This is a genomic window from Massilia sp. GCM10023247, from assembly GCF_042653325.1.
Lineage (GTDB): Bacteria > Pseudomonadota > Gammaproteobacteria > Burkholderiales > Burkholderiaceae_D > Telluria.
The window spans coordinates 263677-276770 of sequence record NZ_JBHSIB010000007.1 but is presented as its reverse complement, the minus strand read 5'-3'; the positions used below and the strand labels follow the sequence as shown (position 1 = coordinate 276770).

Here is a 13094-nt window from a genome sequence, read left to right as displayed (position 1 = left end):
TCGATCAGCCGCAGTGTGATGACAGAATAACAGAATTGAGGACGGACACTTCAGGCAAACGGACCGATTACATCGGCACTTTTTTCAGCATTTCCAGGCCGACCTTACCGGCGGCGATTTCACGCAGGGCGACGACGGTCGGCTTGTCCTTGGCTTCGACCTTCGGGGTATGGCCCTGCAGCAGCTGGCGTGCGCGATAGGTCGCGGCCAGGGTCAGCTGGAAGCGGTTCGGGACGTTTTTCAGGCAATCTTCGATCGTGATACGGGCCATGGTGGACTCCTTGTGGTTGAAGCTCGACAAACCTACTGCGCGTCGAATTTTTGGCCTGCGATGCTCGCTGTACGCTTGTACAGCTGTGCTTCTCGGCCAAAACTTCTTCCGCTCGCTACGGTTTCTCGAGCTTCCGTTGTGTTAGTGGATTACGCTGGTTGTTGCGCGTGGATACCCAATTGGGCGAATAGCGAGGCGTTGCGGGCGGCCTGTTGGGCGAAGCGGCAACGTGTCGCTTGGACAATCGCCCGCAGCTCGGCCAGGGCGACATTGAACTCTTCGTTGATGATAGCATATTCGAACTCGGGAGCGTGAGCGATCTCGCCCCCTGCGGCCAGCAAACGACGCGTGATGATGTGCGGCTCGTCGGTGCCGCGCTTGTGCAGGCGCTGCTCGAGTGCTTCGATCGACGGCGGCAGGATGAAGATGCCGGCTGCGTCCGGGAACTGCTTCTTGACCTGGCGCGCACCCTGCCAGTCGATTTCCAGCAGGATATCGGTGCCGGTCTTCATTTTGTCTTCCACGGTCAGGCGGCTGGTGCCGTAGTAATTGCCGTGCACCTCGGCCCATTCCAGGAACTCGCCGGCATCGGCGCGTGCCACGAAATCCTCGGCGGTCGTGAAATGGTATTCGCGGCCGTCCTGCTCGCCCGGACGCGGCGGGCGCGTCGTCGTCGAGATCGACAGCTGGATACCCGGCTCCTGCGCCAGCAGCGCGTTGACCAGGGTCGATTTGCCGGCGCCGGATGGGGCGGCGACGACGAACAGGCTGCCGGAGAAAGCGGTGGTGAGCATGGTTGTATTCCTTTTAATTCGTGTCTTCATGCGGCTTTACTTGCGCCGCGATTGTTCATCATATAGCTGAACGCGTGGACGGGAAACCCGTCCACCCTACAGTTTGGAGATACCCGTAGGGTGGACGGGTCCCCCGTCCACGCGTTCAAGCAGCGTCGGAAAGCCGCGCTGCGAGATTCAAATTGTGTTTACTCCAGGTTCTGCACCTGCTCGCGCATCTGCTCGATCAGCAGTTTCAACTCCATCGACGCGTCCGCCAGTTCCTTGACCGATGCCTTGGCGCCCAGCGTATTCGCCTCGCGATTAAGTTCCTGCATCATGAAGTCGAGGCGCTTGCCGACCTGGCCGCCCTTTTTGAGGATGTGGCGGGTTTCGTTCAGGTGGGCCGACAGGCGCGACAATTCTTCCGACACGTCGATGCGGATGCCGTACAAGGTCACTTCCTGGCGAATCCGCTCGAACACTTCCTGGCGCGTCAAGGTCGACGGATTGCCGTGGCCGGCCAGGCCCAATGCGTCCTGCATGCGCTCGACCGCCTTTTGCTGGAACTGGGCGATAACCTGCGGGATCAGCGGGGTGATGCGCTTGACGATGGCTTCCATCGCATCGATGCGCGCCAGCAGCATCGCCTCCAGGGCCGCGCCTTCGCGCTTGCGGCTGTCGACGAACGCGGCAATGGTCTTGGCGGTGAGGGCGGCGACGTCGGCCTGCAGCGACTCCTGGCCGATGTGCGACTCCTCGACCACGCCAGGCCAGCGCAGCAGTTCTGCCACCGACATCAGCGGCGCCGAGACGAAATGGCGCGTGACTTCGCCCTGGAGTCGGGCCAGGTCGGCCAGCAGGGCATGATTGAGCGCCTGGGCGCCGCCGGCGACCTTGCGGCCGAACGACAGGCGCGCTTCGACCTTGCCGCGGGTGATGGCCGCCATGATGGCGGCGCGCAGGTCCGGTTCCAACGCGCGCAGCTCGTCGTTGATGCGGAATTGGAGATCGAGGAAGCGCGAATTGACGCTCTTGATTTCGATCGTAAGGGTGCCCGCAGCGCCTTCGCTGGTAGCCACCGCATAACCTGTCATGCTTGAAATGCTCAATGGAGTCCCCGATTTTTTTGAACGCCTGACGAAAAACCCGTGTCAGCCCGGCTTTTCTGGACGCTCTTTATTCTTTACAAAGCCGACATTTATCCACACAATCGCCGTGTTATGCAAGGGACTCATCAGTATGGCCGCACAAAATAACGCACCCTTGCCGGAAGGGCTGGAGATTGCCGGATATCGCATTGTAAAGAAAATCGCGTCCGGCGGGTTCAGTATTGTCTACCTGGCATATGACCCCGAGGGCAATGCCGTCGCCATCAAGGAATACCTGCCGAGCGCGCTCGCGCTGCGCCAGCCGGGCGAACTTTCGCCGGTCATCGCCAGGCCCAACGTGCCCCTGTTTCGCATCGGGCTCAAGTGCTTTTTCGAGGAGGGTCGGGCGCTCGCGCGCATCATCCACCCGAACGTGGTGCGCATCCTGAACTTCTTTCGCGCCAACGAGACCGTCTACATGGTGATGGCCTACGAGTCCGGCCATTCGCTGCAGGAACACATCGCCCGCAGTCATCACAAGGCGGCCGGCAAGGCCAGCCGCCTGGGCGAAGCCTTCATCCGGCGCGTGTTCGACGGGGTCTGCCGCGGCCTGCGCGAGACCCATGCCAACAAGCTGCTGCACCTCGACCTGAAACCTGCCAACATCTACCTGCGCACCGACGGCGCGCCGATCCTGCTCGACTTCGGCGCCGCGCGCCAGGCGGCCGGCGTCGATGCGCCGATGCTCGCGCCGATGTACACGCCGGGCTTCGCGCCGCCCGACCTGTATGCCAAGGGGCTGCCGCTGGGGCCGTGGTCCGACATCTACAGCCTGGGCGCATCGATGTTCGCCTGCATGGCGGGTTCGCCGCCGCCGGCAGCCGATGCGCGCAAGCAGGACGACACCCTGCCGGCGCAGTTCGACAAGCTCGCGGGCAGCTATTCGCCGGAGTTGCTGGCCATGGTGCGCGCCTGCCTGGCGCTCGATCCGATGGCGCGCCCGCAAAGCGTGTTCGCCGTGCAGAAGGCCTTGCAGGCGGCGCCGGCCGCGCCGATCGCGGCCGAGCCCGCAACTACGGCCGCTGCCGCGCCCGGCGGCCTGCGCGGCCTGCTCGGACGGCTCGGCAGCTTTGGCCGCGCTCCCGGCGCTCAACAGGATTAAGGAGGCAGCATGCAGTTTTCCGTCTACCAGCAAAGCCATATCGGCGGGCGCCGCGTCAACCAGGACCGCATGGGCTACTGCTTCACGCGCGACGCCTTGCTGCTGGTGCTGGCCGACGGCATGGGCGGCCACCAGCATGGCGAGATCGCGGCCACCATCGCCATGCAGACCCTGTCGATGATGTTCCAGATGCAGGCCAAGCCGTATATCAAGAAGCCCGAGCGCTTTCTCGAAGAGGCGCTGGTGCAGGCGCACCGCGACATCCTCGCCTACACCGCGCGCCACAAGCTGTCCGAGAGCCCGCGTACGACCGTGGTCGCCTGCCTGGTGCAGCACAACTGCGCCGTCTGGGCCCATTGCGGCGACTCGCGCCTGTACTGGGTGCGCGACAACCAGGTGCTGGCGCAGACGCGCGACCACTCGCATCTCGAATACCTGATCGCCAAGGGCCTGGCCAGTCCGCACGAGCGCGCCACCCACCCCGACCGCAACAAGCTGTATAACTGCCTGGGCGCGGGCACGCCGCCACGGATCGAGCTGTCGTCCCAGGCCGTGCTTGCGGCGGGCGACGTGCTGCTACTGTGCTCGGACGGACTGTGGTCCATGGTGCCGGACGCCGAGATCGTGCAAAAGCTCGCTACCCGGAGCGTGGTCCAGGCCGTGCCCGAGCTGGTCGCGATGGCCACCGCCATCGGCGGCCCGCGCGCCGACAACACGACCGTGCTGGCAATCGGCTGGCAGGGCGGCGACCAGGCCGGCGCCGCCGGCCCGAACGTGATCTCGACCCAGCTGCTGCCGGAAGACCAGGTCAGCAGCACGATCAGCAATGCGGCGGCGGGCGCGCTCGACGCCGACCCGTTCGACGAAGACGAAATCGAGCGGGCGATTGCCGAGATCAACCAGGCGATCGAGAAATCGTCCCAATTACTCAAATAACGACTCACACAGATAAAGGTTCACCATGACGTTTGCATCCCGCCCGAGCGGCCGCGCAGTCGACCAGCTGCGCCCAATGCGCATCACGCGCCAGTACACCAAGCACGCCGAAGGCTCGGTGCTGATCGAATGCGGCGACACCAAGGTGATCTGCACCGCCAGCATCGAAGACAAGGTACCCGGCTTCCTGAAGGGCAAAGGGCAGGGCTGGCTGACGGCCGAATACGGCATGCTGCCGCGCTCGACGCATACGCGTATGGACCGCGAAGCCGCGCGCGGCAAGCAGTCCGGCCGCACCCAGGAAATCCAGCGCCTGATCGGCCGCTCGCTGCGCGCCGCCTTCGACCTCGAGGCCTTCGGCGAGCGCACGCTGCACCTCGACTGCGACGTGATCCAGGCCGATGGCGGCACCCGCACCGCCTCGATCACCGGGGCCATGGTCGCCGCCTACGACGCCTTCAGCGCGCTGGTCGCGCGCGGCGTGCTGCCGGCCGTCCCGGTGAACCATTTTGTCGCAGCGATCTCGGTCGGGGTCTACCAGGGCATGCCCGTGCTCGACCTCGACTACGTCGAGGATTCGGGCTGCGACACCGACATGAACGTGGTCATGACCGAGGCCGGCCATTTCGTCGAAGTCCAGGGCACGGCCGAGGGCGTGGCCTTCGACCGCGCCGGCATGAACCGCCTGCTCGACCTGGCCGAAGGCGGGATTGCGGAGTTGGTACGCCTGCAAAAAGGCGCGCTCGGCATCGCGTGACCGGCAGGCTGGACCCGGGCCGGGCTGCGCTGCAAGCGCGGCCCGGCCGCTATCCGGCCTGTTCAACCTGTTCGACCCCAGAGGTGCAACAAGCTGCGCGCGCAGATGCATTATTTTGCATATCAATGCTAGTATTCTTCGAATCATTCTTGATATGCGCATAAAAATGCATGTGACCCCGATCCATGAGCCTGAACATCCGCCGCCTCCAGCATTACATCGTCCTTGCCGAAGAAAAGTCATTCCTGAAGGCTGCCGACAAGGTTCACCTGAGCCAGCCGGCAATGAGCCGCAGCATCCAGTCTCTCGAGGCCGAACTCGGCACCGTGCTGATCGATCGCAGCGCGCGCAGCTTCGTGCTGACCTCTGCCGGCAAGCTGATCCTGGAACGGGCACGCAAGATCGTCGAGGAGTCGCGCCGGCTCGAGCGCGACGTGGCGATGCTCAAGGACCACGGTCTGGGGGAGGTGGCCTTCGGGATGGGGACGGTCACTGCCGCGATTTGCCTGGAACAGGTGTGCGCGCGGCTGGCCAGTCTCAGGCCGGGGCTGCACATCCGCGCGGACGTCAACAGTTGGTCGGTGTTGTGGGAGCGCCTGCACGAAGAAAGCCTGGACTTCTTCGTACTCGACCGCACGACCGTCCCGTCCAGCGACAGCGTGTCCCTGCGCCGGCTTTCCCGGCACAAGGCCGGCTGGCATGTCGGGGCCAGCCATCCCTTGCTGGACAAAGAACACCTGACTTCGGCCGACCTGCTCGCCTTCTCCTTTGCGTTTTCCCCGCTGCCCGAAGCGGTCCGGCAATTTGTCCGGAAGTGGCTGCGTGTGGCGCCGGCGCGCGACTTCACCTGTTCCATCGAATGCAATGATTTCGCCGCACTGAAGGCCGCGACGGCCAACAGCCGCGAGCTGGTCCTGTTCGCCCCCGACTCCTCGGTACGCGAGGAGGTGCGCAGCGGCGCGCTCCGCAAGCTCAGCGTCGCCGACGCGCCGGATATCGACTTCGACATGACCGTGGTCCACCTCGCCCACCGCAGCCTGTCGCCGCAGGCGGAGACGGCGATTGGCGTGATCGCCGGACTGCTCGACCAGGCCAGCTAAGAGCGCCTAACAAAACCGCCATAGCTGCGTTGCAGCTCCTCGCCGTACCCTCGTACTGTCTTCGTCGCTGCGCCTTGCCCTGGCAGTTTTGTTAGGCGCTCTAAGCCGGTCCCGCCGGGTTTGCCCATGCAGGCGACGCATAGGGCGCTTGCCAATTTCGCATTGGCATTTTTTGTCTCCTCCACGTTAAATATCCATGCACTGATCATTTAACAATGACGCGTGTCGAGCGGGCGCCTGCCCGGACAAAACGACGACAGGAGACGTACATGCACCACACAGCACCAACAACGAAATCGCCGGGCCGGACGGGGAAAACCTTCTGGCGCACAGCCATCTGCAGCCTGTTGGCAACCGGAGGGCTGACGGCCATGCTCGTTGCCTGCAGCGACAACGATGCCGACAGTCCGGACCAGGCGCCGCCGCCGGCAGCGGCGGTGCAAGCCGATGTGATCTTCCGGAACGGGGTCGTCCATACCGTGGAAGCGGCGGCGCCCCGGGCGGAAGCGGTGGCCATCAAGGACGGCAAGATCATCTATGTCGGCACCAGCGCCGGCAGTGCTGAGCTGCAAGGAAGCAAGACCGAAGTCATCGACCTGGCGGGCAAGATGCTGCTCCCGGGGTTCATCGATACCCATAACCACGCCTACCTGCGGGCGGAATCCATGTTCTGGGTGCCGCTGGCCACGGCCAGCCTGGATGCCTACAAAACGGCGACCCAGGCCTTTCTGGCGGCCCATCCCGGCGTGAACCAGGTGCGCGGGGTCGGCTGGAACCTGAACTTCGTCCTCCAGCAAGCCAGGGACACGGGCAAGTCGCCCATGCAGCTGCTCGACGAGATCGTCGGCCAGGACATCCCCGCCGTCTACATCACCCATGGCCACCATGAGGTGTGGGCCAACACCCGGGCCATGCGCAACGCGGGCATCACCCGGGACACGCCGAACCCGCCCGGCGCCTTCATCGACCGCGACCCGGTAACGGGCGAGCCGACCGGCATCGTGCGCGAGTTCGGCGCGCAAAACATGGTGATCAGCAAGCTGCCGCAGCCGGACTTCAGCGTCGAGGAATTTACGCAGGCAACGCTGTCGTTCCAGCAAGACCTGGCGCCGCAGCGCGGTGTGACCTCCGTGTTCGTGCCGGTTCACTACCCGACCGATAACTACCTGAAAGCCATCGACGCACTCGACAAATCCGGGCGGCTGACAGTGCGCTACGACCTGGCGCTGTGGGCCGACGAAACCCGCGGCACGGCACAGATCCCGGAATTCGTCGAACGCCGCAAGCTGTACCAGGGCAGGTTCTACAAGACCAATTCGGTCAAGATCTTCGGCACCGGCGCCGGCAGCACCTTCGGCTCGGTGGTCTGGAACCAGGAGGTCCTGAAGCAGACGGTGGCCGCCCTGGACAAGGAAAAATTCAAGGTCTATATCCACGACATCGGGCCTACCAGTACCTATGGCCTGATGCTCGACGCCTACGACTATGCGCAGCAGCAGAACGGCAAGCGCGACGCCCGCCACACCATCACCCACGTCAACGACGACGCGTCGCCGCTTGCCGCCCGCTTCGCCAGCCTCGGCATCCGGGCCGACGGCCACCCGGTCCCGAAAGCCTTTTTCGATGCGGGCGTGCCCACGACATCGTCGAGCGACTATCCGGTGCGCGACTTCTACCCGCTGGTGCGCATCGCCGCCGGCGTGAAGAACGGGGTGCCGCTCGACACCATGATCGCCAGCCATACGATCCGGGGCGCGGAGATGATGTTTGCCGAAGCGGAGACCGGTTCGATCGCCGTCGGCAAGGCGGCGGACCTCGTCGTCCTCGACAAGAACATCGCCACCGTCCCGGTCGACGAGATCGACAAGGCCAGGGCCGTCATGACCATGTTTAACGGGAAGACCGTGTATCGGGAGGCCTCGATGGGTGGCGTCGCGGTGCTGGGCCGGAAGGTCGTCGTGGAGCCGCGCGACGACGGACACGGCCACTGATCGGGGAGAGGGCGGGGCGGTCCGCCGGCCGCCCTCGTCCCAAGGCAGGGGCCGGCCTACGTCCATCCCCCGAACGGGTAAAATACCGGCTTCCGTTCCCGTGCCCGACTCCGCCATGACCCAACGCCTCATCCTCGCCTCGAACAACGCCGGCAAGCTCAAGGAATTCCAGCAAATCCTCGGCCCGATCGGTTTTACCCTGCACCCGCAGGGCGAATTCAACGTGCCCGAAGCCGAGGAGCCGCACGCCACCTTCGTCGAAAACGCCCTGGAAAAGGCGCGCCATGCCGCGCGCCTGACCGGCCTGCCGGCGCTGGCGGACGACTCCGGCGTGTGCGTGAATGCGCTCGGCGGTGCGCCGGGCGTGTATTCGGCGCGCTTCGCCGGCGAGCCGAAATCGGACGCCCGCAATAATCAAAAACTGGTGGCCGACCTGGCGGACAAGACCGACAAATCCGCCTATTACTATTGCGTGCTGGTCTACGTGCGCCATGCCGACGATCCGCAGCCGATCATCGCCGACGGCCGCTGGGACGGCGAGATCATCGCTACGGCGCGCGGCGACAACGGCTTCGGCTACGATCCGCACTTCCTGATCCCGGCGCTGGGCAAGACTACGGCCGAACTCACGCCCGCCGAAAAAAACGCGCGCTCGCACCGCGGCCAGGCCCTGCGTGCATTGGTGGAAAAACTGCGATGATCCCGATCAAACCAGCAAGCGCACCGGTGGGCGAGCCGCGTTCGCCGGCGCAAGCCGCGCTCCAGTATCTGCAGCCCGGCGCCCTGAACCTGAGCGCCTTGCCGCCGCTGTCGCTGTACGTCCACTTCCCCTGGTGCGTGCGCAAGTGCCCTTACTGCGACTTCAATTCGCATGAGGCCAAGGGCGAGCTGCCGGAGAAGGAATACCTCGATGCGTTGCGGCTCGACCTCGAGCAGTCGCTGCCGCTGATCTGGGGCCGCAAGATCCATACGGTGTTCATCGGCGGCGGCACGCCCAGCCTGATGTCGGCCGCCGGCCTCGAGCGCCTGCTGTCGGATTTGCGTACGCTGCTGCCGCTGGAGATCGACGCCGAGATCACGATGGAGGCGAACCCCGGCACCTTCGAGGCCGAAAAGTTCCGCCAGTACCGCGAGAGCGGCGTGAACCGCCTGTCGATTGGCATCCAGAGTTTCAACGGGAGCCACCTGCAATCCCTCGGCCGCATCCACGACGAGCGCGAAGCGCTGCGCGCGGTGGAGATCGCCCGCTCTACCTTCGAGAATTTCAACCTCGACCTGATGTACGCGCTGCCTTCGCAAACGCTGGCCGAAGCCAGGGCCGACCTGGAGACGGCGCTGTCCTTCGCGCCGCCGCACCTGTCGCTGTACCACCTGACGATGGAACCGAACACGGTCTTCGCCAAGTATCCGCCGGCGCTGCCCGACGACGACACGAGTGCCGACATGCAGGACATGATCGCGGAGACGATGCGCGCCGCCGGTTACGACCACTACGAAGTGTCGGCCTATGCGCAGCCGGGCCGGCACGCGCGCCACAACCTGAATTACTGGCAGTTCGGCGACTACCTCGGCATCGGCGCCGGCGCGCATTCGAAACTCTCTTTCCCGCACCGCATCCTGCGCCAGGCCCGCTTCAAGCAGCCGGCCTCCTTCATGGAAGCGGCGAAACGGGGCAACCCGGTGCAGGAAGAACACGAAATCGCCCGCGCCGACATGGGCTTCGAATTCATGCTCAACACCCTGCGCCTGACCGGCGGCTTCGACCCCAACCTGTTCGGCGAGCGCACCGGCATGAGCATCACGGCGATTTCCAAGGCGCTCGACGCCGCCGAAGCCAAGGGCCTGCTGACCCGCGACTTCAAGCTGATCCGCCCGACCGAACTCGGCCAGCGTTTCCTCAACGACCTCCAGGAAATGTTCTTAGGGACGTAGGGTGGACTCCGTCCACGCGTAAGGCCCGCATGGCGCATACGCAATTTGTAGGGATAACCGCGCCGCCTACCCCTGCGCCGCCCCCGCCAAGGCGACAATCGTCTTCGCCAGGCCCGTCACCACCCGCGCCATGCTCGCATAGTCGAGTTTATCGGGCGTGTCCTGCGCGGTGTGGTAATAGGGATAGCGCATGAAGGCCGTATCGGTGATCATCAGCGCCGGATAGCCGTACCGGTTATACGACGAATGGTCAGACAGCGTGACGCCGGTCGTATGCGCCGGCGCCGCCAGCCCCTGCGCCGGAAAATCGGACGAGGCCCGGAAGGCCGCCAGGGCCTCGCGCACGAGGTTCGATGATTCGAGCGTGCCGACAAAGGCGATGAAATTGCCGGTGCTCGGGTAGCGGCCCTCCAGCCCCGGCGGCAGCTGTTGCGTGTTCGGCGCGTCCGTGTAATAGCCCATCGTTTCGAGCACCAGCGCGCCGGCCACCTTCTGGCCCTGGCGCTTCATCTCGGCGGCGTGGCGCATGCTGCCCATGTCGGCGCCCATGAACCAGGGCGGCTCCTCGTTCACGAAAAACACGAAGCGCACTTCGGTGCCGGCGCGCGGCTGCATGGTTTTCAGGAGGCGCGCCAGTTCCAGCACGGCCGCGGTGCCGCTGCCGTTGTCGTTGGCGCCCGGCGCGCCGGGCGCCGAATCGTAATGGGCGCCGACGATGAAGATGCGTTCGGGCCGCTTGCCCGCGGCGACATTCGCGACCGCCACCTCGATATTGCGCACCCGTTGCCCGCCGGCCGTGTATTCCTGGCGCGAGGGGTGGTAGCCCGCACGCTTGAGCTCGGTTTCGATGTAAACGGCGGCGCGCTCGAGCTGGGCGGGCGTGCCCGTGTTGTGCTCGTCGGACGCGACCGCGCGCACGTGCTGGCGCATGCGCTCGGCGAGATCGGGCGCGGCATTGGCGCTAGTGGGGCGGACCGTCAAGAGCGCCACCGCGATGAGCAGGACCAGCGCAAGGATGGCCTTCCAGTGTGAGTGAAAAAAGTTCCGCATGGCAGTCTCTTCTCGCATGAACGCGCATCAACCGGTCAACCCTGGCAGTCTAGCCAGGTTCACATCCGTAGCGCCACACGAATCCGACCGTCAATTTCTTCCAGCCGCGAGGGGAATGCCGGCATCGGTCCTCATGCACCGCGCATGAAAAAACGGCCCGGTCGCCGATGCGAGCGGGCCGTCGAGGCTGCCGAAGCAGCCATCGGATGGCCGTTTAGTTACCGCAACCCATCGCAGCGATACGGTCGTAGGCAGCCTTCGCCTTGACCAGGCCGTAGCCGTACTTGTCGTCGCGGCCGGCCGTGCCCAGGTCTTCCGCCGACTTGGCCAGCGTGCTGCGGATCTGTGCGGCGTTGCAGTTCGGGAAGTAGCTCCACACCAAAGCGGCGACGGCGGCGGCGTGCGGGGTCGCCATCGAGGTGCCGTTGAAGTAAGCGTAGTTGCCCATCTTGACCGAGACCGTCGCCTGCTGGCCCAGCTGGCCGAGCATGGCCTGGCCCTGGGCCAGCGATGCCGCCACGGTAGGGATATTCGTGACGGTATCGCCCAGGGTCGGGCTGAGGCTGCCTGCGACGTTGTTGTACAGGACTGCGCCGACCCCGCCGCTGGCCTGGCAGTTGGCCACCTTCACGCCGAAGGCCAGGCCCGCGCCGCGCGAAATCAGGCAGACCTTGCCGGCCATTGCCGGATTGATCGTGCCGCCGAAGCCGAAGTCGGCCAACGGCGCGGTGACGGTGCCGCGCGCGGCATTGGTGACCGCGCCGACTTCGTAGCTGCTGGCGCCGACGATCAGCGAGGACACCAATGCGGTGCCCATCGGTACGGTCGACAGGACGTTCACGCCCGGCGCCGACAGCTCGACCTTCGGGTTGTAGTTCGAGAAGGTCGCCCATTTCTTGTCGCTGTCGAGCGCGCCGACCGAAACGACGCTCTGGTAGCCGGCGGGCCAGCGCGGCGCCGTGGTGCCGGCGTTGCTGGAAGCGGCGAACGAGAGAATGCCTTTGGCGGCCAGCGCGTCGAACGCGGCCTGCTCGGTGGCGCTCGGTGCGGGCCCGCTCAGCGACATGCTGATGATGTTGGCGCCGGCGTCACCGCAGCGGTTGGCGGCGTCGGCCAGCTCGGACGAATAGGCCCAGCCGTCGGCGCCGAAGACCTTCACGATGTGCAGCCTCAGCTGGCGGTTCGGGATGACGCCGACCACGCCGGTGCCGTTGTTGTTGAGTGCCGCGATGGTGCCGGCGACGTGGGTGCCGTGGCTGTTCTCGTCGGTATACCACCAGCCGGTGCCCGGGTCGTATTCGCCGGTCACGGTGCCGTTGTCGTTCAGGTCTTCGTGGCTGCGGTCGTAGCCCGAATCGATGATGCAGATCTTGCGGTTGCCGGCCTTCGAGCCGCCATTCGGCAGCTGGTCGGCCTGGGTCATGCGGATGCCGTAGGGAATAGTCTGGCCCAGGTAGTAACTTTTGCCCGATGCCGGATTCGCCGCGGCGTCGAGTTCGGTACTGCTCGCGTAGTCGGCGTCCATCTCCATCGACGGCAGGTAGCGCGGTACGTCGACTTCGACATACTCCACGTTCTGGTCCTTGCGCAGCGCTTCGGCCTGCTCTGGTGCGATGGCAACCGACATCGCGTTCATGCCGCGGATCTTGCGCTTGACCTGGCCGCGCGCGCGGATGACGGCGGCGCTGGCGTTGTTGTCGGCGCCGGCCTTGTAGCCGACGATGTAGCGGGTTTCCGGCGCGGCGGCGCTGGCGGCGCTGGAGGCCAGTGCGAGCAGGGCGGCCGAGCACAGCATGGCGACGGTGCCGAGGCGGGGAGCGGTAACGTTGTGGTTCATGTCTCTCATTCCAATCTTGTTGTGGTGTAAGAAGCAACGCGATGCGCACTGGCCGATGGACGTTCGATAAACGTAGCGAGCTCAGCGCAATAGGATGCTAAGTAAGGTCGCGTGGCATCGTCAACAACAGAATGGGAAAAGATTGATGAATTTTTTGAAACTTGATACACCTTCCAAAAAGATTGACAGCTGGC

General features: G+C 65.0%; 12 protein-coding genes. 7 read left to right on the top strand and 5 right to left on the bottom strand.

Features of this window, described 5'->3' with window-relative positions:
- Positions 1-67: 67 nt before the first annotated feature.
- The 3 genes from rpoZ to ACFPAH_RS04895 all read right to left on the bottom strand — a co-directional run bounded on the left by rpoZ (position 68) and on the right by ACFPAH_RS04895 (position 2141).
- Positions 68-271, bottom strand: coding sequence for a DNA-directed RNA polymerase subunit omega (gene rpoZ / locus ACFPAH_RS04905; protein WP_005665923.1), 204 nt, complete (start codon positions 269-271; stop codon positions 68-70).
- 149 nt (positions 272-420) lie between these two features.
- On the bottom strand, positions 421-1065 hold the full coding sequence (gmk, locus tag ACFPAH_RS04900; protein ID WP_379741504.1) for a guanylate kinase: 645 nt from the start codon (positions 1063-1065) through the stop codon (positions 421-423).
- 188 nt (positions 1066-1253) lie between these two features.
- Entirely contained in the window at positions 1254-2141 is an 888-nt protein-coding gene (locus ACFPAH_RS04895) for a YicC/YloC family endoribonuclease (RefSeq protein ID WP_379741501.1), read from the bottom strand.
- 145 nt (positions 2142-2286) lie between these two features.
- Here ACFPAH_RS04895 and ACFPAH_RS04890 point away from each other — a divergent pair, with 145 nt between their 5' ends.
- From ACFPAH_RS04890 to hemW, 7 genes are all read left to right on the top strand, one after another.
- Positions 2287-3297 (top strand): serine/threonine-protein kinase, encoded by a 1011-nt coding sequence (locus tag ACFPAH_RS04890; protein ID WP_379741498.1) that lies wholly within the window; start codon positions 2287-2289, stop codon positions 3295-3297.
- 9 nt (positions 3298-3306) lie between these two features.
- Entirely contained in the window at positions 3307-4233 is a 927-nt protein-coding gene (locus tag ACFPAH_RS04885; protein ID WP_379741495.1) for a PP2C family protein-serine/threonine phosphatase, read from the top strand.
- Between the two features lie 25 nt (positions 4234-4258).
- Entirely contained in the window at positions 4259-4990 is a 732-nt protein-coding gene (gene rph, locus ACFPAH_RS04880; protein WP_379741492.1) for a ribonuclease PH, read from the top strand.
- Positions 4991-5175: 185 nt separating this feature from the next.
- Positions 5176-6090, top strand: coding sequence for a LysR family transcriptional regulator (locus tag ACFPAH_RS04875; RefSeq protein ID WP_379741489.1), 915 nt, complete (start codon positions 5176-5178; stop codon positions 6088-6090).
- Positions 6091-6359: 269 nt separating this feature from the next.
- Positions 6360-8081, top strand: a complete 1722-nt coding sequence (locus ACFPAH_RS04870; protein ID WP_379741486.1) for an amidohydrolase — start codon at positions 6360-6362, stop codon at positions 8079-8081.
- A gap of 115 nt (positions 8082-8196) precedes the next feature.
- Positions 8197-8781 carry an RdgB/HAM1 family non-canonical purine NTP pyrophosphatase gene (gene rdgB / locus ACFPAH_RS04865; protein ID WP_379741483.1) on the top strand — a complete coding sequence of 195 codons (585 nt, stop codon included), beginning with the start codon at positions 8197-8199 and terminating at the stop codon, positions 8779-8781.
- The gene (gene hemW, locus ACFPAH_RS04860; protein WP_379741480.1) at positions 8778-10013 is read left to right on the top strand and encodes a radical SAM family heme chaperone HemW; all 1236 of its coding nucleotides are present in this window, start codon (positions 8778-8780) and stop codon (positions 10011-10013) included. The genes rdgB and hemW overlap by 4 nt, the downstream gene beginning before the upstream one ends.
- A 66-nt stretch (positions 10014-10079) precedes the next feature.
- Here hemW and ACFPAH_RS04855 read toward each other — a convergent pair whose 3' ends face one another.
- Positions 10080-11063 (bottom strand): M28 family peptidase, encoded by a 984-nt coding sequence (locus ACFPAH_RS04855; protein ID WP_379741477.1) that lies wholly within the window; start codon positions 11061-11063, stop codon positions 10080-10082.
- Positions 11064-11277: 214 nt separating this feature from the next.
- On the bottom strand, positions 11278-12900 hold the full coding sequence (locus ACFPAH_RS04850) for a S8 family serine peptidase (protein WP_379741474.1): 1623 nt from the start codon (positions 12898-12900) through the stop codon (positions 11278-11280).
- Between the last annotated feature and the right edge of the window lie 194 nt (positions 12901-13094).